Source organism: Bacillus sp. MC1252 (assembly GCF_056838025.1).
Genome location: NZ_CM166369.1, coordinates 3,209,825 through 3,232,647 on the forward strand (window position 1 = coordinate 3,209,825; position 22,823 = coordinate 3,232,647).

Consider the following 22,823-nt stretch of genomic DNA (forward strand, 5'->3'; position numbering starts at 1 on the left):
TCATTTTTTTATGGCCAGTTTTCGATATTCCTTCGGTGAACAACCGACCATTTTCTTAAAGACACGGCTGACGTAATTGGGGTCGGTATATCCTGCCTGATAAGTAATTTCTTTTAAACTAAGCGAGCTGTCTTTGAGAAGCTTCTTGATTTTATCCAGCCGGCAGGTCGTCACATATTCTTTAAAGGTCAGACCCGTCTCATCTTTAAAGCGCTTTGTGAAATAGGTTGGGCTTAAGTCAACATAGGCGGCAGTTTGCTCGAGCGTGATATGTTCGCAGAAATGTGTTTTGATGTAACGTTTTGCCCGCTCGATGTCATTCACGGTCTGGGTTCTCGCTTCATACACGTCAAATAGATGCTCACAGCACTGGCGGCATTCTGCTGCTGTGCTGATGGCCAGAATGGAGAGGTCTGCACGGAGTCGTGATTTTAATAGAATCAGCAGCTCTTTTACATGTGTAAGTGCCGCCCCCTCTAATTCAAAGGCATCAAATAAGGCAAGCGCATCCTCTCTTCTTCCTTCTTCCAGTGCCAGCATTATGTCGTCAGCAAGCTCGGGAAGATTGATCAACAGATTGGACTGCACTTCTGTATTGTAAAAACCATAACGAACAACGCCGCCATCCTTTTTTCGCTGATAATAAGAAAGCTTTGCTTCCGCTGCACTTTTCTGAAGATGAAGTGGGTTTGAGACTGGGTGCCCTATGCCAACGACAGGTGAAGGATGTCCGCTTGTCATGGCAGCTCGAATGGCTTGCAGTACATCTGCCTTTAGCTGACCTGTTCCTTGGTGACTATAAATGAAGCATGTAAACAGCTCACCGCCCATCTGAATAGGCACCGCTTGAAAAAGAGCGGATTGCTGTAAATCACTCAACAGCTGATCCCCGCCTGCCCGCTGAACAGCGATGACGAGACCTGCTTCACATTCTTGGAACAATTGTTGAAACTCAGTGAAGGTATAAGATTGACCGTTGATCACATGGGCTTCCAGCCACTTTGACTGCTGATTGACCGTCGCTGCCTGCCGCTGAGACGCCTCCTGCTCAATTTCTGCCGCAACAGATCGAATGGCTGCAATGGTTTCGTCTTTATCAGCTGGTTTGACGAGGTATTGTTTAATCCCTTCCTGCATCGCTTGCTTGGCATAATTGAACGTATCGTAGGCTGTCAGCATAATAAATTTTGTATGCGGGCTGCCTGCTTTGATCTGTTTGATGGCTGTCAATCCATCCATGCCAGGCATCTGAATATCCATGAGCACAAGATCAATCGGCTCCGACCGCGCAAATTCAACCGCCTTCTTTCCATTTTCAGCTTCACCTGCAATATAACACTCCGGGAGCCATTCGGTCATGAACTTCCGCATCGCCATTCGTTCTATTTTTTCATCATCCACAATCAGCACGTTCAGCATACAGGTCCCTCCTTTATCGGAATCGCCAATTGAATGGTGGTGCCTTCGTTTGGATTTGAATCAATTTGAAGGGCATCTTGCACCCCGTAAAACAAACGCAGTCTTGACACCACATTTCGAAGACCAATTCCTGTAGAATGGCCTTTACTCAGTGTGTTCGGATGATCCTCTTCTTTTTCCGATAGCAATCTTTTTTTCTCTCTTTCATTGATTCCAGTCCCATTGTCCCGAATCCGAATCATCACAAAGCCATTGTCTTGATAGATAGAGAGCTCAACAAGCCCGCCTTCCTCCTTTGGTTCTACTCCATGAATAAAGGCATTTTCGACAAGCGGCTGTAATGTGAGACTTGGAATGTGAACAGATAGACACGACTCATCTATGGTCGTTTTGCATGTAATACGATCGGCAAATCTCGTTTCTTGGATATGAAAATATTCTTTGACCACTTTCACTTCTTGTTCCAATGTAACGGACGTACTGAGAGCAGACAGTGAATACCGCATCAGCGTGGAAACCGATTGAATCAATCTCGATGTGGCATCTGCTGATTCTAAGTAAGCCATGCGTGATACGATGTTTAATGTGTTAAATAAAAAGTGTGGGTTCATTTGGTTTTGCAGCGTTTTCAACTTCATGTCTTTGATTTTTTGATCTAAGGCAGCCTTTTGTTTCATCTCTTCAATCATCATTTTCATCTCCTGCCGCATTCGTTGAAAGGCCTCATTTAACACAGATATTTCGTCCTTTGATGTGACATGCAAATTCGCTCCATCAAAATTTCCTTCTGATACTTCTTTGGCACTTCGAGACAGGTGGACGATTGGCCTTGATATCCCGCCAGCAATGATATATGCCATCCATAATGCGACCCCAATCGATAACGTAAACAGACACAGGGTAAAGAGCGCATAAGTTTGATGTCTTTTTTGAAGTGATTGATAGAGTACCTGATACTCAGATAATTCATCATCTAGCAGGGTCATCGTCTGCTCTTGTATATAGGAGGAGACTGTTCTCACCTCCTTCACACTTGCAGCATATTCTTTGATTTTCCCTTCTTTTACATGTGTCATGGTCGCATCACTTTCATTCATGAGCGTCCGCATCATATATTGATATTTTTCAATAGAGGGTATCGCCGCATGAAGCCCGGCATCTTTTAGCAGCGCCTGATCATAGGTTTTCATTTTCTGTTTTGATTCAATATATTCTCTGGCAAACTGCCGATCTTTCTCAATGGCATAGGCATTGACCTTTTCATACATCGTTTTTGCCTCTGTGGATATATCATTAAGCAGGAGAAAAGAACGAAAGCTCCTGCTATATTCTGAGGTTAATTTCGAGCTGCTCCAATAGACAAAAAAAGCAGCCACGTTACCAAGGAGCACAAGGGTTAAAAACGCCAATAACAATTTACTTCGAATCCTTCTCATGGCTGAACCCCCTGTGGTCTTTCTGTTTGATGAAGAGGCAAATCCCCGCGCCGAATCACACTCGTTCCTGTGTACTGCAGCGCTTCTTCCTTTTCGCCTTTCTGCAAACGAACAAGTGATTCAACCGCTTGGTAGCCCATTTCATAAGGGTGCTGCACGACCACCGCATCGATTTTTTCATCATCAAGCGCCTGAATCGTATCAGGCAATGTATCAAATGTGAGCACATAAAAATCAGCAGCTGATCGATATTGCTCTGTTGCTTGAATGATGCCGACACCATCTAATGCACTTGTTCCATAAAATGCGGTCAGCTCTGCATGATTGTTTAATAGTTTATACGCTGCACCGGAAGCCCCTGACTTCGTAATGGCTGATTCTTCTATTCCAGCAATATGAATGCGTTTTTCAGCAGAAACGGCATCTCGAAATCCCTTAACGCGCAGCTTCTGGTGGATGGCATCAAGCCGGCCCGTGACAATTCCTACATACTGTTCGCCTGTTGTATCTGCGATGAGCGCCTGCCCTGCGATAAAGCCTGAATAATAATTATCCGTTCCAACATACACTTGACGCTTGCTCCCCTCTGCATCCGTATCGACTGTGACGACATCAATGCCTTTTTCCCTTGCTTTTTGAAAGAGCGGTTTGTATTTCTTCGCATCAAGTCCCTGCGTCATAATACCATCTACATGCCCAGCAATCGCCATATCAATGGTTTTAAGATGATCATCCAAATCAGCCTGCTTTGGGCCCAGGTATTCGAGATACACACGATGAACGGCCGCCGCATCAGCAGCTCCCTTTTGCACCAGTTGCCAATATTCGTTATCAAGTTCCTCCGGTACAAGGACAAAGTGATATTGATAGGTTGATACCACTTTGTCGGAAGCGCTTTCAATCTTAAATAAATCTTGACCTAATACACATAAAGAAATGACGGATAGCACACAAACTGTGAGAAGAGCGCCTATTCCAATCAACTTAGACAGCTTCACTCACATCCCCCTCCTTTCATTGTTGCCGCATAAAAAAAGAGCTGCTTATAAGCATACTCTCTCGACCTCTATAATTCCTTTGTCATAAATAAACTGTTTGGATCTTCTTGATATGAACCAAAAGGCGGACAATATTGAAACCCAAAGCTTTCATATAGTCTTCTTGCTGGTTCAAAGAAAGCCATCGCACCTGTTTCGAGGCTGACACGTGTATAGCCTCGCTGTTTGGCTTCTTGGAGAAGGTAGGTCAGCATTTGCCTTGCTACCCCTTTTCGCATATGGAGAGCTGCCGTCCTCATCGATTTGATTTCACCATGTTCACTTGATAGCTCCTTTATCGCTCCGCAGCCAAGAAGTTCCTCTCCATCCCATACACTCCACACTGTGACATCTTGTTTTTTCAAATCGTCTAATGGAAGGGCATGAATGCTTTCTGGCGGAGAATGCTCCTTCATCTCTTCTACATGACCGGTGATCAGCTGATCTATCCGTCCATCTGTGAGTGCATCTTGTTGAATGTACATTCCAATCCCTCCTTCACGATCATTGTACGTGAAGAGTCGAATCTTACCCGCTGTTATGTCAGATAAACGAACAAACAACCGGCATCCATGAGCCAGTTGTTTGTGTCATATCAAGTATTTATGAAGAAAGAACCGCTTGTAATTCTTCTGCTGTACTGCTTCCAAGCTGACTGCCGACACCTACTGCCACAGCACCTGCTGCGAGCCATTTTGGGACATCGGCTGGATGAATGCCGCCTGTTGGAATAAATTCAACCTCTGGAAACGGGCCTTGTAAGTTTTTCATATAGGACAAACCGAAGGAGCCGCTTGGAAAAAGCTTGAGCAAGCGGTAACCATTTGCTTTTGCCTGCATGATTTCACTCGGGGTCAGGACACCTGGCACATAGAGTGTATCGTGAAATGATAGATGCTCTCCAATCACAGGGAGATATCCTGGACTGACAATAAATTGCGAGCCTGCCTCAATGGCTGATTGTGCCTGTTCAAGCGTCGTGATCGTTCCTGCTCCTACAATGAGTTCTTGCTCATGCCGAAAGGATGCGATGATGCGTTCAGCATTTGGAGTGGTATACGTTACTTCAATGGCACGCACCCCTTTTTTCTTTAAACACTGAATCATCTCAATGCCTTCTCCTTCACTATCCGCTCTAACCACTGCGATCAGTTTACAGACTGCGAGCTGCTCTTTAACGTTCAAACTTGCTGACTTTCCCATCTCTCTCATCCCCCTTCATATACTCCCGCCTGTGATACCGTTTGGCTTCTTTCATAAACGCCTGAAGCTCCTCCCGAGTGGGCAGTCCATCCTTATCTCCTGGAGACATCACCGCAAGTGCCCCAATGGCATTACCCCTTGTAACGGATTTTTCATAGGATAAGCCGTCAAGTAAGCCACTAATGACCCCCACTGCAAATCCATCACCAGCGCCGACCGTATCAACGACATCATGAACATGAAACCCGCTCACAATTCCCTGACCGGCGGCACTTTTATAAAAGGCACCTTCCGCTCCGAGCTTAATGACCACTAGCTTGACACCTTTTTGTAAATAGACCTCTGCAATCTCTTCCGGCTCATGGCATCCCGTGAGCCTTTGCCCTTCTGCAAGTCCCGGGAAAAACCAATCGACTTGATAGGCTATCTGGTTCACCGTATGAATCATATCCTCTTCCTCTTCCCATAGCTGAAGCCTAAGGTTCGGATCAAATGAAATGGTTTTGCCTGCTTCCTTCATGGCTTGAAGGACAAGAAAAGAAAACGCTCTCATTTCACTAGACAGTGCAGGCGGAATACCTGTCATATGAAGGTGTCCAGCCTGCCGGAAATAGTTGGAGGGAAAGTCACTTGGACTCATTGTGCTCGCAGCAGAGCCTTTCCGGTAATACGTCACGTCAGGGTCTCCATCAATGACTTTTGATTTAAGCAATAACCCAGTTTGGGACCCATCATTTGAAAGGAGCACTGCACTTGTATCGACCCCTTCTTTTTGAAGCTCTTCTAAAATAAATGTGCCAAGTGAGTCTGCCCCGACTTTGCTCATCCAGCCAACCTTAAAACCCAGCCTTGAAAGGCCGACAGCGACGTTACTCTCTGCACCAGCAAGCGCCTTTTGAAACGTATGCACTTGATGAAGTTCTCCAACTTCTTTTGCGTAAAACATCGCCATTGATTCCCCAAATGTGACCGCATCCAATGCTTTCACTCATTTCTCCCCTCTCTTGGTACCGGTTTCAAATTAGTTGAAAAAGAGAGAGCATGCACGTATGTATACTCTTCTCTGCCTTTCGCTTATAAAGATTTCCTGACAATGATTTCTCCATCGAGTTGAATGGTTTGGGGCGCACTTTCATCGCCTTCAAGCCGTGTCTTGATTTTTTGCATGGCCGCTTTCCCCATTTCATGAGATGGCTGCGCAACAGTTGTGATCCCTGGCCCAATCAGCTTATACCATTCTGTATCATCAAACCCGGCAATGCCTATCTCATCAGGAATCTTGATCCCAAGCTCCACGAGTTCACTAATGAGCTTCAGCATGAGTAAACCATTGCCTGCTAAAATCGCCTTTTTCTGATGGTTTGATTGTAAAAAACGGACAATCTCTTCTCGTATTTGTTCCTTTTTCTTCAAATTGATTTCTGAAATGATAGGTTTCTTATGTTTACTCATGGCCGTCTGTTCATATGCATCTTTTCGTTCTTCACGAGGACTAACCCCATCAACCGGCTCAGTAAAGAAAGCGATGTGATCGTAGCCTTTCTCATACATTTGTCGAAGCAGCCGGATCGTGATATCACGGTTATTCGTTGTCACTGTGTCGACTTTGAGTTCAGGTAATTTACGGTCAACAAGGACAATCGGTACACCGTTTTTCTTAAAATCCTGTAGAATGTCATTGTTTTGACCTGTCGTATTGATGATGAGCCCTTCAATATAATGCGCATTCAGCTTCAGTAGCATTTCTCGTTCTTTTTCTGGACGATTATCTGTGTTACAGACCATGATGCTGTACCCATATTCATCACAAATCTCTTCGACACCGCGAAGCGTCGCCACAGAGAATGGATTCGTTATATCGGCTACAATAAAACCAATGACCTTACTTTTTCTTACTTTTAGTCCTTGAGCGAGCTGACTCGGGCGATAATGGAGCTCCTCAATGGCTTTTTTAATCTTTTTTACCTTTTCAGAAGAAATTTCATTTGTTCTGCCATTGATATATCTGGATACTGTTGATTTTGAGACACCTGCATAAGCTGCAACTTCGTTAATGGTCACTTTCATTTGCTTCTTCTCTTTCATTCAAAAAACTCCCACGATTAATCTTCTGATTTGTTTCGAAACCGATTTCAAATAAACTTAAAAAGAGCATACCATAATTTGATGAATACCAGAAGAATTTTTTGAATGATGTTGAAAAAATCGTAGTAATAAACAATAAAGAAAGCGATTTCAAATTAACGGTTGACGCCGCTCTCTTTTTCCTCTAGAATTTTCCTTGAAACCGATACCAAATAAAACACCAATATTTTGTTTCAGATGGAAAGGGAGGCTTATTTCAAATGGAAAATCGTTATGCTGTACATCCTGAGCAGGTCAAACGTTTTACAACAGAGGAACTTCGTCGTCATTTTCATATTCCTACGCTATTCGTCAGCGGTGAATTGAAGCTCTATTATTCGCATGAGGATCGTGTGGTCATTGGCGGGGCAATGCCGACAGCAGAACCGATCAAGCTGGATGCCGGCGACTTTTTACGCACGGATTATTTCCTTGAAAGACGAGAAATTGGCATCGTGAATGTCGGCGGGCAAGGAACGGTTACAGTCGATGGTGAGTCTTTTGTGCTGGAGCATAAAGATTTCTTATATATTGGTCTTGGACACGAAGATGTGCAGTTTACTAGTTCATCAGGCGAGCAGGCCAAGTTCTATCTTGTATCAGCAACGGCTCATAGAGCATACCCTACGCAAAAGGCAGCCATTGCTGAATTAACACCGAATCACTTAGGGGAGGCGTCTGCCTCAAACGTGCGAAACCTGTATCAGGTCATCCATGCAGACGGCATCCAAAGCTGTCAGCTCATGATGGGAATTACTCAGCTTGAAACGAATAACACATGGAACACAATGCCTGCTCATATTCATGACCGGCGTATGGAAGTGTACTTATATCTTGATATAGAAGAAGAGGCACGTGTCTTTCATTTTATGGGGGAGCCCTCTGAAACGAGACATCTCGTTGTCGCAAATGAGGAAGCGATTATTTCTCCTGCCTGGTCCATTCATTCAGGCTCAGGTACAGCGAATTATTCATTTATTTGGGCAATGGCGGGAGAAAACTATACGTTCAAAGATATGGACTTTGTCCCAATGGACCAGCTGAGGTAACGAGGGTGACGACATCATATGTTGCGTCCCTCTTTTCCCTCGAAGGCAAAACAGCCCTTGTGACAGGTCCTGGAACTGGCATTGGTCAAGGTATTGCTGTGGCGCTTGCCCGTTCAGGTGCAGATATCATCGGCACATACCACCGCACACCACTTGATGAAACAAAAGCGCTTGTCGAACAGACTGGCAGATCATTTCATGCATATCAGGTCGACTTTGCCGATCCTCAGTCTGCACAGCGGGATGTCGATACCATTTTAAAGCAGCATACCATTGATATTTTAATCAATAATGCTGGAACCATTAAAAGAGAAGAGGCCGCTCACTATTCAGAGGAAAATTGGCATACTGTCATGGATGTGAATATCAACAGTCTCTTTTTTCTCACTCAAAAGGTTGGGCAGCAAATGCTGAAAAACGGGCAAGGGAAAATCGTCAATATCGCCTCCCTCCTCTCGTTTCAAGGCGGCGTCTTTGTTCCCGCTTATACAGCGAGTAAGCATGCTGTCGCTGGTCTGACCAAAGCTTTTGCGAACGAATGGGCGAAACATCAAATTCAGGTAAATGCGATCGCACCTGGTTATATTGCAACCAATAACACTCAAGCCATTCGTGATGATGCGAATCGAAATGAAGAAATTCTCAAAAGAATCCCCGCCGGGCGCTGGGGACAGCCTGAGGATCTAGCCGGTGCAGCTGTTTTCCTTAGCACACCAGCTTCCGATTATATGAACGGCCACATTTTAGCTGTTGATGGCGGCTGGCTTGCGAGATAAACATATCGAGAGAATTCCTATTTTCAGGGATTCTCTTTTTTCTATTTGCATAATTCTCCTCCTTCCGAGTCACTCTATAAAAAACATGACATGAGGGTGGTGAGGTATTATGAAAAGTCGTATTGAACAAGATATACAGTCCGTCATCAAGCGCGTCAAAAGCTTTGCCGGGCAAAGTGATGATATCGTGTTCCACTCTTTTTCATTTGGTCCTTCTGCTGTCTCTGCATGTCTCGTGTACGTTGAGGGACTCACAGAATTTGAGATGCTTTCCAAACAAATCATTTCACCTATGCAAAAGGAACTGGACATCACCGAAGTCGATCACACCACACTTCCTTCCCTGTCTAAGAAGTTCTTTGGCATTCAAAATGATGTGCTGGAAGATATGAACCTTGCCATCGAGCAGTTATATAGCGGCAGGGCTATTTTATTTGTAGATGGGGCGACGCAAGCTCTTGCGCTTCATACGAACCTTTTTCAATTTAGAGAAGTAGAGGAGCCGCAATCTGAAGTACTTGTAAGAGGACCACGGATTGGATTTATTGAGAACCTTGAAAAAAATACCGCTTTACTACGCGAGAGGGCAAACGATCCTAATCTTGTCATTCAAAAGGTGAATGTAGGCACTCGTAATAAGAAAACTGCCGCTCTCGTGTACGTTCGTGATATTGCTGATCCAAAACTAGTAGAAGATGTTCTATCACGCATAAAACAAATCAAAATGGATGATATCCCTGAAACCGGCTATATTGAACAGCTGATTGAGGACAGTCACATTTCCATTTTTCCACAGATTCAAAACACGGAACGCCCTGATCGGGTGATCGCATCTGTGCTTGAAGGCAAGGTTTCCATTTTGCTTGACGGCACACCTTTTGCTCTTATTCTGCCTATGACACTTACAGCCTTAATGCAATCACCAGAGGATTATTATCAAAGATGGACAAGCGCGACTCTTTTACGCCTACTCCGTTATGTCGCCGTACTGTTAACGATTTTTTTACCCGGGCTCTACATCGCCCTTGTCTCCTATCACCCCGGTTTATTACCGACACAGATGGCACTCACCATCGCAGGTAGTAGGCAAAATGTCCCGTTTCCTCCTGTGGTTGAAGCCATTCTCATGTCTTTTACGATTGAACTGCTGCGAGAAGCTGGACTTCGTCTTCCTCGAGCGATTGGGCAAACAATTGGATTGATTGGCGGCGTGATTATTGGTCAGGCGGCTGTACAAGCGAATATCGTCAGTGCCTTAATGGTCATTATTGTTTCACTAACTGCATTGGCTGATTTCACAGCGCCATCATATGACTTTAGCTTCCCGTTACGAATCCTTCGGTTTATGGCGATTTTCAGCTCTGCTATTTTGGGTTTGTACGGCTTAATCATGTGTTATTTATTCGTGCTTTGTCATCTCATGCAATTGAAGACCTTTGGTTTTGATTATTTTACACCTATTTTGTCTTCACCATATTCAGATTTAAAGGATACGTACGTTCGTTTGCCTATAGGACTATTTAAATCAAGACCGAAAACCGCCAAGACAAAAAATATCAAAAGACAAGGGGAGTAAGCAATGTACAGAGCTGATAAGCTATCATTGTTACAAGTCACCATTCTGTGCAGTTCTACAATGATAGGCGCTGGAATTTTAACCATTCCTCGCAGTTCTGCCAATTCAGGATTCCCTGATGGCTGGATCATTGTATTAATACAGGGAGTCATCTTTGCTTTCGTTGCTTTTTTATTAGGCTGGATTGCCGAAAAGAATGCACCGGATACGATCTTTGATTCTAATACAAAAGGCGCCGGTGCCTTCTTCGGCACGTTCTTTAATTTAATCATGATTGCTTATTTACTAGCCATTGTTGGTTTTGAGGCGCGTGTACTCGGCGAAGTGGTTCAGTTTTTCCTTCTTCAATCGACCCCTATGGCCGTGATTGTGATGATTTTTCTACTTGTAGCGATCTATCATTTAAAAAGCGGTATCTTTCCATTGGTGAAGATAGTGACGTATGTTTACCCTATTACGATGGTTATTTATATTGGGCTGATGCTGTTTAGCCTGAAAATATTTAATTTTGATTATTTGCGGCCCGTCATGGCGCACGGATTTGAAGATTTCGGTAAAATTTTCTCTCAAACCTTCATTCAATTTACAGGCTTTGAAGTGATTTTGTTTGTCGTACCGCTCATTTATAAAGACAAATGGTCGAAAGCAAAATGGGCCGCAGCCATCGGGGTCGGAATTACATCACTTGTGTACTCCCTCACGCTCTTTGTTGTGATTGGCTCCATGACTGTTGGAGAAACGATGTCACTCACATGGCCCACCGTCTCACTCATTCAAGCGCTAGAACTTGAAGGGGTGTTCATTGAACGCTTTGATATTTTCTTACTGACGATATGGACATGCCAGCAGTTTATTTGCATGCTGGGCTTTTTCCAATTTGCCATTAAAGGGTGTCACACAGTCTTTAAGAAGACCAATTTAACGAGGTTGCTATGGCTGTTGTTTTTCTTAACCTCTGCCCTATCTCTTTTTCCAAAAAATATTAATGAAGTCTTTTATTTTTCCACTTTACTCGGCTACGCTCTGTTCATCATTTTAGCCATTCCTTTTATCACATTTATGCTGCTGGCGATACGTAAAAAATGGGGAGGTCGTTCTGCATGAGACGAAGGCGTTTACTTTTATCCTGCTTGTCCTGCCTTCTTTTTCTTCTAACTGCAGGGTGCTGGGACATAAAGGACATTGAGACATTAACGTTTGTGCGCGGCGTTGGCATCGATGAAACAGATGATCAAGGCGTGAAGCTCACCTACCAAAACCTTGTGCCAAATATGGGGGGAACACAAGAAGCCACTTCAACCGGCTATGTCAATGTCGTATCGAAGGGGGAAAATGTGCTTGAGGCTGTCAGTCGTGTCGCTTTGAAGAACCAGCCGATCTACAGTGATCATCTCAAAATCTTTTTGTTCGGCAAAAGTCAGGCAGAGCATCACGATATTCAAGGGACACTCAATCACTTTATACGAGATGACGAGGTTCGAAGAAGCAGCTATCTCTTAGTGACACGGGATAATGCTTCAAAGGTAATCAATCAAAAAATAAATTCGCAGCAAAAAGCACCGGTTGAGCACATCTTTGAAACCTCAAAAAACCGGGACTATAACGGAAAAATTTTACTTCCAACACGTATTGGGAGAGCGTCCGATTACTTTCAGATGGGCGTAAGCTTTCTTGTTCAAAGTGTGGATGCCATTAACGACGAGCTTATCTATGATGGAGCAGGTATCATTCATGGAAAAACACGAAAACTCATAGGGTTTATTCCAGCAAATGATGTTCAAGCTTTAAATTGGATGATGAATCGTATCTCAGGCGGAGTTGTTCCTGCAACCTACAAAGGCTATCCCATTACATTTGAAATCAAGAAAGCCGCTTCCAAGGTCGAACCTTATTTAAAGGATGGAAAGATTTCCTTTAAAGTCAGTGTAAAAACAAATGGTAAACTATCTGAAGATCAATATCCTTCTGAAAACTCATTCGATGAACAGTACATCAAGCGTTATGAGCGCATTTTTTCCCAAAAAATCAAGGGGCGGATTCATAAAGCCGTCCGCCACATGCAGACCGAAGTGGGTGTTGATCCGATCTTTTTAAGTCGTCAGGTGCGCATCAAGTATCCTGACTTTTGGGAGAAGCATCGTGACGAATGGGACACGCTATTCCAAGAAGCTGATATCCAATATGATGTAAATGTCAGCATTTTGAACTTCGGTGCAGAAGGCGGAACGAAAAGCTTTAAATGGTAACAGCAAAAAGGCGGTTAGCCTGAAGGGGCGCCGCCTTTTTTACGTGCCACAATCAGAAGCTGATATAGTGTCACTTGATCAGATAAAGCTTTTGTTTGAAATCCAAGTGACTCTCCTACTCTCGCCACTTCGTCAAAAAACAATTGGACGTTTTGATCAACCTGTACATTGATTTGTTGTTCTATCACAGGGTCAAACAAATGGTCTGGAAATAGTGCATGCATCGTTTTTGGTGTGAAGAATCTCATATGCGTTCGATCTAAAATCCCTACCTCTTGATACGTAAAATCCCCTGTCATTAATGGAAGGAGCACCTCCGCATGCATCATGTTAGGCAAGCAGCAAATGATGACGCCACCTGGCTTTAAAGACGTGTGCGCTTGTGTAATGATTTTCCATGGATCTGACACATGCTCTAATACATCAGAAAAGATGACCGCATCAAAAAAGGCTTCCTTCTCTGACCACGGGTACTCATCCGCTTTGGCCTCGATGACTTCTTGGTAATACGCCTTGGCAATCTCTGCTTTTAAAGCATCGGCCTCTACCCCGTACATGTCAACAGACTGACTATTGATGAGCTCAAGACCAGTTGCCCCTGCGCCGCACCCAACATCCAGCACATATTTAGCCTCTTGAGGCAGCAGTGCCGTAAAATATGGATGAGGGGTGATCAGGTTTAAATCAATGCCCCATTTATCTAAAAACCGAAGCCTGTTCTCTGCAAACAGTGTAGAGATGTTCGTTTCTTGATTCGCACGGAAGGTTGCATGACCGTGATGATGCACAAATGAATCATGGACAATTTGCAGTTGATATCCCTTCAGCAATGAACGCAAACAAAGATCGTCATCCTCAAATGATCCGTACACAAACCGTTCATCAAATAACCCCACATCCTCGATCAGCTCTTGTTTCACCAGCAGACAAAAACCCACAAGTCTATGCACGTACGTCCTCTGACCTTTTCTAGCAGCTGTATATTCCTTAGCGAAGGCTGGGAGCTCCTTCACATCTGTATACGATGGCTGGACCATCTGAGGACCACTCACATAATTGGAGACAGGTCCCACCATTCCAATACGATCTGATGCAAATAGCGCCTCTTTTAATGGAGAAAGCCAGTTTTCAGTCACCATCGTGTCATTATTTAAAAAGAGAATGCTATCTCCTGTCGCTTTTTTCGCTCCTTGATTACACCCCTTTGCAAAACCTTGGTTCTTCTCGTTTTCAATGAAAATAACATCTTCCAACTCTCTCACATATTCCTTCGTGCCGTCTGTTGATGCATTATCGACGATGATAAGTTCATATTGGCCACTTCGAGTATGCTGCTTGATACTGTCGATACATTTTTTGGTTAAATGCAGTTCGTTGTACGTCAGCATGACAATGCTCGTTTTTCCTTTCATCTTATTTCCACCTTTCGCCCGCCTGTTCCATATGTATGTCATATGCAGCACGTTCAGAAGATGAGCGTTTTTCCTTTCTTGATTAAACGTTTGTTTAACAAAGGGCTAAAATGAACTTTATTTTAGCCCTTTGTCTTCTTTTCAGCGTGATAGAAAACCTTTGAAGTCTAGGAAGGACGAGTACCAGAGCGGAGTGAATGTGACATTCATGAGCACCGGCACGCAGGACTGACACCGAATGCGAGGGTTTGTCTACACGCTGAACCAGCTGCATAAGGCAGCTGGTCTTTTTTCACACCGTTTCCCCTTCGTCACTTACGACGGCACGGTTTCTCTTTTTTAAATCCTCTTCAATTTCTTCAAGGCTTTTCCCTTTCGTTTCTGTCACTAAGTATTTCACAAATAAGAAGGCACCTACGCCGATGACTGCATAAATGAGGAAGAGATTGCTGATGCCCATCGCACTTAATAAAGCTGGGAACGTTAGCGAGATGATCAAATTCCCTGTATGAAGAAGGAATGTAGATACACCTGTGCCAATACCCCGAACATGTACTGGGAACAGCTCTGGAAGCATCACCCATACGACTGGACCCCAGCTGACGGCAAAGATCACGATGAAGAGTCCTAAACAAATAATCGTTGTCCATCCTGCGGCTGTTGACCCCTCAAAAAATCGATTCACCACTGACAGAACAATTAAACTGAGGACCATTCCAGCATTCCCAAATAGGAGTAACGCTTTCCGTCCTACACGGTCAATCATTTTGATCGCCACAAACGTCATGATCACATTCACTGCGCCAATTCCTACGGTTCCTAAAATCGCCGCTGAATCACCAAAGCCGACACTTGTGAATGTTTTTGGTGCATAATAAATAATCGTATTGGTACCGATAAACTGCTGTAAAAAAGCTAAACCGACACCAGCGATCAATGCTGGGCGAACCCACGGCTCAAATAATTCCTTAAGACCGCCTTTCTCTTCACTTTCCGCCTTTTGAATATCTAAAATTTCTTCTTCGACTTCTTCCTTACTCTGTCTAAGTTTTGATAATATCGCCTTCGCTCGGTCAGCCTGTCCATGGACAAACAGCCAGCGAGGACTTTCTGGCATAAACAAAATACCAAATAATAGAAGGGCAGAAGGAGCCACTGCAATTCCAAGCATCAGACGCCATGCCTCCGCATCTGCTAAAACGTAGTTCACAATATAGGCGAGAAGAATACCAAATGTGATCATGAGCTGGTTTAAAGAGGACAGTGCCCCCCTTGATTCCTTTGGAGCAAGTTCAGATAAATATAATGGAACAATCGTCGTCGAGCAGCCTACAGCAAGCCCTAATACGATTCGAAATAAGACCATCACTTCCGTATTTGGGGCAAAGGCTGTTCCAAATCCGCCGATAATAAACAAAATAGCTGCGGCGACGATTGCTTTTTTCCGCCCAAATTGGTCTGTCAGTTTTCCAGAAAGAGTGGAACCAAACATCGCTCCGATTAAAATCGAGCTGACGACAAGCCCCTCTGTAACCGTGTTTAAACCTAAATCCTTTTTCATAAATAAGATGGCGCCAGAGATGACACCTGTATCATAGCCATATAAGGCGCCGCCAAGTGCGCCAAAGAAATAAAGCCATCCATTCCGATTTTTCATCAACATAACCCCTCTTTTGTCTGTGTTTACTGGATGTTTCTCTAATAAAAAATCATTTTCCTCACTTCCTGTCATTTCAAACATTTCGATGTTTTATGACAAATATATTTCATTTTCGTATCAATGAAACTTTTTACGATAAGGAAACGTCAATTAAGCGTTGGCGAAAAAATGTCGCACTATATCCCGTTTTAAGGTATATTTGTTTTAGTTTGTAAGCATAAGAAAGAACATCTTTACTATAAAAATCATAGGCGAGGGTTTAAAATATATGGATCAATCACGAAGCAAACGCAAAGGAAAAAAGCGTTTAAAACCATGGGTGAAAGTCACTCTTTTTATATTCGGTATTCTTTTACTGACAACCGCTTCTGTCACAGGCTATGCCTACTATAAAGTGACAAATGCTGCCAAAAAAGCACAAGTGTCTCTAGATCGAGGCGCACAATCTGTCAAACGGATTGAAGCATTTGATCCAGGAAAAGACAGTTTTTCTGTTTTGCTGCTCGGAATTGACAGCAGACCAGGCGAAACAGTTAAACAGGCACGAAGCGATGCAATGGTCTTGGCGACGATTAACCGCACTAATAAAACCGTTAAATTATTAAGCATTCCAAGGGACTCATACGTCAATATTCCAGGTCATGGTTATGACAAAATTACTCACGCACACGCATTTGGCGGTGCAGATTTAACGGTGAGTACAGTTGAAGATTTACTAGATATTCCGGTCGACTTTGTCATTCAAAGTAATTTCAAAGCATTTGAGGAAATTGTGAATGAACTAAACGGCGTTTCTATTAACATTAAGGACGAATATCTTGTCAAACAAATTCAAAAAGATACAAAAGGCAAGGTTGTGCTTCAAACAGGAACTCATACACTAGACGGCGATCAAGCTCTCGCATATGTGAGAACGAGAAAAGCAGATAGTGATTTAATGCGCGGACAGCGTCAAATGGAAGTTTTAAAAGCCATTTTTGATAAATCAAAATCATTAACGTCTATTCCGTCATATGACAATATCATTGATACACTTGGTGATAATGTCTCAACGACCCTTTCTATGAAAGAATTAGTCGGTCTTTTCCCGCTTCTGACTTCATTAAAATCTGTTGATACGATTCAGCTAAAAGGTTCAGACTATCAGCCAAACGGCGTCTATTACTTCCAATTGGATCAAAATCAACTAAACGAAGTAAAAACTGAATTGAAGAAGCAGCTTGAATTATCTTAAACAGAAAGCGTCCCTGTGGGGCGCTTTTTCTCATCTCACCATTGATCATTTGGACATTTTTGTTTAGCCTTGATATAGAGAGGAATCAAATCTCCTCACTCTTTCATGAGAATGAAGGAAATCGTACATACTTTTAAGAGGCTATTGCATGAATGAAGGAGGATTTGACAGCGATGAAAAAAATGATTGCGATTGATTTAGACGGCACACTCTTGAATACAAAAAGTGAAATTTCCGCTCAAAACCGGCAGGCATTGATTCGTGCGAAGGAAGCTGGCTATATTGTCACCATCTGCACAGGGCGGGCGACTTTTGATGTGAAGAACCTTCTTGGCGATTTGGACATTCCAATTATTGCGGCAAACGGCGGGACCGTCCATACCGAAGGATACAAGCTCTTCAGCCGAATCACACTTGATCAAGAAGCTGGGAAACGTGCGGCAAAGGCATTAGTGGAACGGAACATTTACTTCGAGGTATATACTGACGATGCCCTCCTCTCCCCATTTGATGGAAAAGAGAAGCTGAAAGCAGAATTTGATGTGATCAAAAGCGCAAATCCAAATGAGGATGTAGCTGATTTATGGGAAGGGGCAATGACCCAATTTAAACAATTTGGCATCAAATCAGTGGATGATATCCGCCAGATTTTTGAGTCGAATGAAGCGACCTATAAATTACTGTGCTTCTCATTTGATATGAACAAGCTTCAGGAAGCACGAGATCTTCTTGCCGAGATGCCTGAGCTCTCATTGACCTCGTCTGGAAAACATATCATTGAGGTGCTGCCAAAAGAGTCAGGGAAAGGACATGCCCTTAAAAAACTCGCAGCCCATTATGGCGTAGACCGCTCCAATATTTATGCGATCGGTGACAGCCCTAATGATCTATCCATGTTCGAGGAAGCAGGTCACCGGATTGCGATGGGGAATGCGGTGGACGTCATTAAAGAAAAGAGCACATACGTCACAAAAGGCAACCATGAAGATGGCGTCGCCTATTTTATTGATCTGCTTTTACAGAATCAATTCCAAGAAAAAAAGACGCTTGTCTAATCAGCGCCTAGTGAGAAGTCCAGAAGTCCGATCCAAGTGTTGATCGGGCTTTTTCTTTATTTTTTAATTCTAACAGCCGTCTCATATTTATCCTTCCAGTACGTACTTGTTTTCATATTGGTAATGACAACACCATTTGAGACGGTCACATGAATGACTTGATTTGATCCTGCATAAATGGCCGGCATCAATGAAGTCCCTTTGAAGAAGACAAGATCTCCTGGCTTAAGCTCCGAACGTTTTACAGGCGTGCCTGCCTTGACTTGTCCTGACGCATAGCGCGGAAGCTCAATGCCAAGCACTTTTTGATATACATACTGTGTGAATCCTGCTGTATCAAACCCTTTCTCTGGGTTCGTACCGCCTTTGACATAAGGGACTTCCCCAATATACGTAGCAGCTTTTGATACGATTGGGTCTTCTTTCACTAGTTTCAGCTCAGTTAATCGTTTCGCACCTGTCCATTTCTCGCGCCAATACGATTCGGACAAATAAGAAATCGTCACACTTTCAGAACGGCTCGCATGAATAAAACGATCGCCCCCAATGTACATCCCTACATGAGAAATTCCGGGTTTATATGTGTTGCTAAAAAAGACAAAGTCGCCAGGACGAATATCGTCTAGTGCTACTTTTTCTCCGACCATCCATTGCTGTTCAGCACTTCTAGGCAAATAAATGCCAAGTGATTTTTCAAATAAATATTGTAAAAAACCTGAACAATCAAAGCCAACCTTTGGATCTGCTGCACCAAACACATAAGGGACACCTAAATATTTCATCGCATCTTTCACAACAAGATCATCAGAGATTTCTTGAGAAACAGGCAGCCGTTTGACCGCATAAAATCGGTCTGTCCAATATTTGCTTTGGCTGACATCTGTTTTCACCACACCTTGACTAAGTGTGATGTGGATTACTTGATGGTTTCCAGCGTACAAAGCCACATGTGTCGGGATCTTTTTTGTTTCCTCTGGACTACGGAAATACACGAGGTCTCCGGGTTTGGCTTTTTCCCATGATACCTTTTCTCCAATCTGATATTGATCGATGACCTTCCGCGGCAAATCAAATGTGCCTGATGTCTTGTATACATATTGAATAAACCCAGATGCATCAAAGCCCGTTTTTGGATCGGTTCCCCCTTTATGATAAGGTGTTCCAATCAGCTTTTCCGCTTGCTCCAAAGGAGACTTTGTTTGAGCAGACACCTCTGATTGGGACATGAACATCAGCCCTACGAGCGCACAGCCTCCAATCAACATTCCTTTCCATTTCATGATCTTTTCCCTCCTTTCTTCTATAGTTTCGGCATGACACCTTTCATTTTACACCTTTTTTCGACAAAAAAGAGCACGCAAGGCGTGCCCCTTCTATTCACCATAACTCTATTTATTCGCTTCCGCTTTCGACTGCTTTTGCTGCTCGATCTTCTGCATTTCAACTGAGATCTTTTGCTTCTCATGATCTGTCAGACTGTCACTAAATTTAAAAGCAGACATAAAGACAAATACTAAAATTAACGCAACAAACGGCCAGCTTGCTTTTAGGAATCTCATTTCTTATCTTTTCCTCCGTTTTCTTTTAATGTTTGAACTTTATCAGCATGATTGACTTCAAAGAAAATGTGTCCGTCTTTTTCTTTCCAATCCGCATTCGTGCCATTGGTCAGCATACGAATAATGGATTTCGACTCAAGAGATCCTGCCTTTACTGGAGCAGGCGTTGCTTCTTTGATATACATTGGGACAACTTCAAATGTCGCTTTTCCATCTTCATTCAGATGATATTGAACAAGGGCAGAATCACGTGTTCTAGACCAGCCTTGGTCAAAAATAAAGTTCCCCAGGCTATAGAAGATCGCCGTTCCATTGTAGACCTCCATTGGCTCAAGGACGTGCGGGTGTGCACCGATGATGATATCAGCACCAGCCTTCGACATCGCTCTTGCTAATTCTCTTTGTCTATCGTTTACTTCATTGTTGTACTCCTGACCCCAGTGAGCATGAACAACGACGATATCTGCCTTTTCAGAAGCCTGAGAAATCATCGGAATAAAAATAGATGGATCGGCTGGCAGAATACCTGCTTTGCGATTCGTTGCTTTAAAATTTTTCCCATACACATCTGTAAAACCGAGTGTAGCGATTTTGACACCGTTCACTTCTTTATAAGAGATGTTCTGCTTCGCATCTTGGAGGTTACGACCTGCTCCGGTGTAATCCATGTCAGCTTTTTCAAAGGCATTGATCGTGTTGTTCAGACCTTTTTCACCAAAATCTGCCGCATGGTTATTTGCAAAGTTTAATACAGAGAAATTCAAATCCTTCAATGCTTGGACAGAATCTTCATCCGTTTTCAAATGAATATTCTTTTGCGCCGCCTGTTCCTGATCTGATGCAACTGGATGCTCAAAGTTACCTGTTACATAATCTGACACATCAAAATATGGTTTGGCATAGCGAAAGAGATGCTGTTTCCCGTAGCGATCGGTCACTTTCTCTACATTTCTTCCAAACATAATGTCACCGACAAACGAAGCGGTCAGGATGTTTTCTGGATTCTTTTCTACAGTTGGCACTTGCGCTTTCCCGATAAATGTAAATAGAAATGTACAAGCAATGACGATCGGTAAAGCAATCAGTACATGTTTATTCGTCTTTTTCTTTTGATTCTTTGTGATTTTCAGCAGCTTTTCCTGAAAGCTCAATTTTTTATTCATGATTGGACACACCTTATCTTAAAATAGATAGTAAACATACATGATGGCAAATGTTGCACCACTTAGAAGCAGCGTGCTTCCAAGGGTAATCGTAAGACCTTGCTTTTGAATCGTATTTGCAATCAAACCAGGTACGATGATCCCGATTCCGCGAAATTCTGCTATTTCAAATGGGACCACTGGATAGAAGAAATCAAATACGAGCTTTAAGGCAATCCCTGTAATCAGCATCGCAGCAAACTTTCTGCGTCCGTATAAAATCATAAATTTTGATAGACCAAAGCGAACGATGACATACGTAAGCAAGCTGACAGATAAGACGACTAAAATGAAGACTGGCTGGTTAAATACAAGCGCAAGATAACCTGGAACAACTAGCCCAGCTGGTACAATTCCTGTTTTTTCTGCAAAGATTAAACTAAGTAGAACACCTAAAATTAACGAGATATAAAGATCTGATCCGAACATTTTCTATATTTCCTCCTAGCTGACAAGCTGCTTAATTTTGTATTCTTGAATTTTTTCGATTAACGGTTCAGCGGCGCCATGAATATTACCGACTCCATAAACCACTCGATTATGAAGCTTCTTCTCAAGCATGTTCATAATTTCTTCTGTAGATTGATATTCAAGGTTGTGTAAGTGGTCAGCCGGAATTTTTCCATCCTCATATGCCTTCACGATTGGATCTGTTGTTTCACCAATTAAAACAAGATCACTTGCTTCAATATAAGGAAGTACATCCTCCGCAAACTGGATCGTTCTATCTACACGATCCGCACGGCAGTTCATGATAATAATCGGTTCATCTGTTGGATATCCAATTTCTTTCACACGCTTCCAAATGTTCAATGTAGATGATGCGTCATTTGCCGCAAATCCATTTACAAAGTGTCCAGGTGTTTTTGCATCCATTAATGGAAGAATTCTCATCGCTCCTGGATCAGGCGGCGCATTTAACATTCCTCTGAATGCCGTATCTTCATCAATCCCTAATGCTTGAGCGACACCAAGTGCCAGCGAAGCATTATCCGGGAAAACCATGTACTCAAATTTCCGTAAATACTCATCGGTAATCTTGGAATTATCTGCAACAATGACTTCCGTGTTGCGTTTTTTCGCAATCTCTTTAAAGAAATCCGTATATTCACTATCCGTAATAACCAAGTGTCCATTGTAAGGAATTGTGGCTGTAAAGGCTTCTGCTATTTCATCAAGAGTTGGCCCCATTACATCCATATGATCTTCAAGAACGTTTACGATCACGCCAATATTCGCTTGAAGCAGCTCTTCCTGAAAGATAATTTGGTAATCTGGATTTACCGCCATACATTCACTGACGATGGCATTTGCTCCTCTTTCAACTGTTTCTCTCATAACTTCCTTCTGCTCTCCGATATTCGGTCCTTGCGGTTTCCTTTTAATCGGTTTCTCTTCTGGCGTATCCCAATAAATCATTCTTGCATCCGTTCCCGTTGTTTTGCCGACAGTTTTATAACCTGCCTCCATTAAGATACCGGTTGTCAATCTTGTAACGGTGGACTTTCCGCGAATACCATTAATATTGACACGCACCGGCAGGGCATCGATATTTTTCTGATGACGCTTCTTTTCAATAAAGCCAATCCCTAACATGATGACGCAGGCTATAACGATTAACCACATCGATTATCTACATCTCCTTTTTTTATGAGTGTGATATGTAAATTCAATCAACAGTATATCTGTTCAGCATAAAATCACAATCGGTATTATGTAACATAATCTTTCACTTCCTCGTATGCCAAATTCCTCTAATCCTAAGGTGTAAATGCCTAGCACTCCCTCAAATAAAAAGGACAAAAGACGGACAAAATTCAGACTGAATTTCTGCT

Annotated in this window: 21 protein-coding genes; 7 read left to right on the forward strand and 14 right to left on the reverse strand. The window is 43.0% G+C overall.

All coding sequences use genetic code 11. The annotated features are described in order from the left end of the window. From ACYH0L_RS16565 to ACYH0L_RS16595, 7 genes are all read right to left on the reverse strand, one after another. Positions 1-1,419, reverse strand: coding sequence for a response regulator (locus ACYH0L_RS16565; protein WP_482354161.1), 1,419 nt, complete (start codon positions 1,417-1,419; stop codon positions 1-3). Beyond that, the gene (locus ACYH0L_RS16570) at positions 1,413-2,855 is read right to left on the reverse strand and encodes a sensor histidine kinase (RefSeq protein ID WP_482354162.1); all 1,443 of its coding nucleotides are present in this window, start codon (positions 2,853-2,855) and stop codon (positions 1,413-1,415) included. The genes ACYH0L_RS16565 and ACYH0L_RS16570 overlap by 7 nt, the downstream gene beginning before the upstream one ends. After that, entirely contained in the window at positions 2,852-3,853 is a 1,002-nt protein-coding gene (locus ACYH0L_RS16575; RefSeq protein ID WP_099726427.1) for a sugar-binding protein, read from the reverse strand. The genes ACYH0L_RS16570 and ACYH0L_RS16575 overlap by 4 nt, the downstream gene beginning before the upstream one ends. A 68-nt stretch (positions 3,854-3,921) precedes the next feature. Next, entirely contained in the window at positions 3,922-4,377 is a 456-nt protein-coding gene (locus tag ACYH0L_RS16580; protein ID WP_249705615.1) for a GNAT family N-acetyltransferase, read from the reverse strand. A gap of 118 nt (positions 4,378-4,495) precedes the next feature. Then, positions 4,496-5,095 (reverse strand): bifunctional 4-hydroxy-2-oxoglutarate aldolase/2-dehydro-3-deoxy-phosphogluconate aldolase, encoded by a 600-nt coding sequence (locus tag ACYH0L_RS16585; protein WP_482354163.1) that lies wholly within the window; start codon positions 5,093-5,095, stop codon positions 4,496-4,498. Further along, positions 5,067-6,083, reverse strand: coding sequence for a sugar kinase (locus ACYH0L_RS16590; protein ID WP_482354164.1), 1,017 nt, complete (start codon positions 6,081-6,083; stop codon positions 5,067-5,069). Before ACYH0L_RS16590 ends, ACYH0L_RS16585 begins: the two co-directional genes overlap by 29 nt. Positions 6,084-6,169: 86 nt before the next feature. After that, the gene (locus ACYH0L_RS16595) at positions 6,170-7,180 is read right to left on the reverse strand and encodes a LacI family DNA-binding transcriptional regulator (RefSeq protein WP_482354165.1); all 1,011 of its coding nucleotides are present in this window, start codon (positions 7,178-7,180) and stop codon (positions 6,170-6,172) included. A gap of 260 nt (positions 7,181-7,440) precedes the next feature. On the opposite strand from ACYH0L_RS16595, the gene kduI reads away from it, so the two are divergent. The 5 genes from kduI to ACYH0L_RS16620 all read left to right on the forward strand — a co-directional run bounded on the left by kduI (position 7,441) and on the right by ACYH0L_RS16620 (position 12,866). Then, positions 7,441-8,268: a 5-dehydro-4-deoxy-D-glucuronate isomerase gene (gene kduI / locus ACYH0L_RS16600; protein ID WP_482354166.1), complete on the forward strand. Its 828-nt coding sequence runs from the start codon at positions 7,441-7,443 to the stop codon at positions 8,266-8,268. 5 nt (positions 8,269-8,273) lie between these two features. After that, positions 8,274-9,044 carry a 2-dehydro-3-deoxy-D-gluconate 5-dehydrogenase KduD gene (gene kduD / locus ACYH0L_RS16605; protein WP_482354167.1) on the forward strand — a complete coding sequence of 257 codons (771 nt, stop codon included), beginning with the start codon at positions 8,274-8,276 and terminating at the stop codon, positions 9,042-9,044. 109 nt (positions 9,045-9,153) lie between these two features. Beyond that, positions 9,154-10,620 carry a spore germination protein gene (locus ACYH0L_RS16610; protein WP_230030647.1) on the forward strand — a complete coding sequence of 489 codons (1,467 nt, stop codon included), beginning with the start codon at positions 9,154-9,156 and terminating at the stop codon, positions 10,618-10,620. A 3-nt stretch (positions 10,621-10,623) separates the two neighbouring features. After that, positions 10,624-11,724 (forward strand): GerAB/ArcD/ProY family transporter, encoded by a 1,101-nt coding sequence (locus tag ACYH0L_RS16615; protein WP_249705619.1) that lies wholly within the window; start codon positions 10,624-10,626, stop codon positions 11,722-11,724. Continuing rightward, the gene (locus ACYH0L_RS16620; protein ID WP_249705620.1) at positions 11,721-12,866 is read left to right on the forward strand and encodes a Ger(x)C family spore germination protein; all 1,146 of its coding nucleotides are present in this window, start codon (positions 11,721-11,723) and stop codon (positions 12,864-12,866) included. Before ACYH0L_RS16615 ends, ACYH0L_RS16620 begins: the two co-directional genes overlap by 4 nt. Positions 12,867-12,880: 14 nt before the next feature. Here ACYH0L_RS16620 and ACYH0L_RS16625 read toward each other — a convergent pair whose 3' ends face one another. After that, positions 12,881-14,278 carry a bifunctional glycosyltransferase family 2 protein/class I SAM-dependent methyltransferase gene (locus ACYH0L_RS16625; RefSeq protein WP_249705621.1) on the reverse strand — a complete coding sequence of 466 codons (1,398 nt, stop codon included), beginning with the start codon at positions 14,276-14,278 and terminating at the stop codon, positions 12,881-12,883. Positions 14,279-14,570: 292 nt separating this feature from the next. After that, positions 14,571-15,935, reverse strand: coding sequence for a sugar porter family MFS transporter (locus tag ACYH0L_RS16630; protein WP_482354168.1), 1,365 nt, complete (start codon positions 15,933-15,935; stop codon positions 14,571-14,573). Positions 15,936-16,206: 271 nt separating this feature from the next. Here ACYH0L_RS16630 and ACYH0L_RS16635 point away from each other — a divergent pair, with 271 nt between their 5' ends. Continuing rightward, positions 16,207-17,172: an LCP family protein gene (locus ACYH0L_RS16635; protein WP_099726441.1), complete on the forward strand. Its 966-nt coding sequence runs from the start codon at positions 16,207-16,209 to the stop codon at positions 17,170-17,172. A gap of 173 nt (positions 17,173-17,345) precedes the next feature. Beyond that, positions 17,346-18,227, forward strand: a complete 882-nt coding sequence (locus tag ACYH0L_RS16640; protein ID WP_482354169.1) for a Cof-type HAD-IIB family hydrolase — start codon at positions 17,346-17,348, stop codon at positions 18,225-18,227. Between the two features lie 56 nt (positions 18,228-18,283). On the opposite strand, the gene ACYH0L_RS16645 is transcribed toward ACYH0L_RS16640, so the two are convergent. The 5 genes from ACYH0L_RS16645 to pgsB all read right to left on the reverse strand — a co-directional run bounded on the left by ACYH0L_RS16645 (position 18,284) and on the right by pgsB (position 22,614). Further along, the gene (locus ACYH0L_RS16645) at positions 18,284-19,507 is read right to left on the reverse strand and encodes a C40 family peptidase (protein ID WP_482354170.1); all 1,224 of its coding nucleotides are present in this window, start codon (positions 19,505-19,507) and stop codon (positions 18,284-18,286) included. Between the two features lie 108 nt (positions 19,508-19,615). Beyond that, entirely contained in the window at positions 19,616-19,786 is a 171-nt protein-coding gene (edmS, locus tag ACYH0L_RS16650; RefSeq protein WP_099726444.1) for an extrachromosomal elements maintenance protein EdmS, read from the reverse strand. After that, on the reverse strand, positions 19,783-20,949 hold the full coding sequence (locus ACYH0L_RS16655) for a CapA family protein (RefSeq protein ID WP_099726445.1): 1,167 nt from the start codon (positions 20,947-20,949) through the stop codon (positions 19,783-19,785). The genes edmS and ACYH0L_RS16655 overlap by 4 nt, the downstream gene beginning before the upstream one ends. Before the next feature lie 18 nt (positions 20,950-20,967). After that, complete coding sequence (gene pgsC, locus ACYH0L_RS16660) at positions 20,968-21,417, reverse strand: poly-gamma-glutamate biosynthesis protein PgsC (RefSeq protein WP_012011488.1); 450 nt, start codon at positions 21,415-21,417, stop codon at positions 20,968-20,970. A gap of 15 nt (positions 21,418-21,432) precedes the next feature. Further along, entirely contained in the window at positions 21,433-22,614 is a 1,182-nt protein-coding gene (gene pgsB / locus ACYH0L_RS16665; RefSeq protein ID WP_099726446.1) for a poly-gamma-glutamate synthase PgsB, read from the reverse strand. Between the last annotated feature and the right edge of the window lie 209 nt (positions 22,615-22,823).

Excerpts from the sequence above, each read along its gene's own strand:
- edmS (WP_099726444.1), bottom strand. The coding sequence starts at position 19,786 with ATGAGATTCCTAAAAGCAAGCTGGCCGTTTGTTGCGTTAATTTTAGTA.
- ACYH0L_RS16625 (WP_249705621.1), bottom strand. The coding sequence starts at position 14,278 with ATGAAAGGAAAAACGAGCATTGTCATGCTGACGTACAACGAACTGCAT.
- ACYH0L_RS16635 (WP_099726441.1), top strand. The coding sequence starts at position 16,207 with ATGGATCAATCACGAAGCAAACGCAAAGGAAAAAAGCGTTTAAAACCA.
- ACYH0L_RS16630 (WP_482354168.1), bottom strand. The coding sequence starts at position 15,935 with ATGAAAAATCGGAATGGATGGCTTTATTTCTTTGGCGCACTTGGCGGC.
- pgsC (WP_012011488.1), bottom strand. The coding sequence starts at position 21,417 with ATGTTCGGATCAGATCTTTATATCTCGTTAATTTTAGGTGTTCTACTT.
- kduI (WP_482354166.1), top strand. The coding sequence starts at position 7,441 with ATGGAAAATCGTTATGCTGTACATCCTGAGCAGGTCAAACGTTTTACA.
- ACYH0L_RS16585 (WP_482354163.1), bottom strand. The coding sequence starts at position 5,095 with ATGGGAAAGTCAGCAAGTTTGAACGTTAAAGAGCAGCTCGCAGTCTGT.
- ACYH0L_RS16640 (WP_482354169.1), top strand. The coding sequence starts at position 17,346 with ATGAAAAAAATGATTGCGATTGATTTAGACGGCACACTCTTGAATACA.
- ACYH0L_RS16570 (WP_482354162.1), bottom strand. The coding sequence starts at position 2,855 with ATGAGAAGGATTCGAAGTAAATTGTTATTGGCGTTTTTAACCCTTGTG.
- ACYH0L_RS16615 (WP_249705619.1), top strand. The coding sequence starts at position 10,624 with ATGTACAGAGCTGATAAGCTATCATTGTTACAAGTCACCATTCTGTGC.
- ACYH0L_RS16655 (WP_099726445.1), bottom strand. The coding sequence starts at position 20,949 with ATGAATAAAAAATTGAGCTTTCAGGAAAAGCTGCTGAAAATCACAAAG.
- ACYH0L_RS16645 (WP_482354170.1), bottom strand. The coding sequence starts at position 19,507 with ATGAAATGGAAAGGAATGTTGATTGGAGGCTGTGCGCTCGTAGGGCTG.
- ACYH0L_RS16620 (WP_249705620.1), top strand. The coding sequence starts at position 11,721 with ATGAGACGAAGGCGTTTACTTTTATCCTGCTTGTCCTGCCTTCTTTTT.
- pgsB (WP_099726446.1), bottom strand. The coding sequence starts at position 22,614 with ATGTGGTTAATCGTTATAGCCTGCGTCATCATGTTAGGGATTGGCTTT.
- ACYH0L_RS16565 (WP_482354161.1), bottom strand. The coding sequence starts at position 1,419 with ATGCTGAACGTGCTGATTGTGGATGATGAAAAAATAGAACGAATGGCG.
- ACYH0L_RS16580 (WP_249705615.1), bottom strand. The coding sequence starts at position 4,377 with ATGTACATTCAACAAGATGCACTCACAGATGGACGGATAGATCAGCTG.
- ACYH0L_RS16595 (WP_482354165.1), bottom strand. The coding sequence starts at position 7,180 with ATGAAAGAGAAGAAGCAAATGAAAGTGACCATTAACGAAGTTGCAGCT.
- ACYH0L_RS16610 (WP_230030647.1), top strand. The coding sequence starts at position 9,154 with ATGAAAAGTCGTATTGAACAAGATATACAGTCCGTCATCAAGCGCGTC.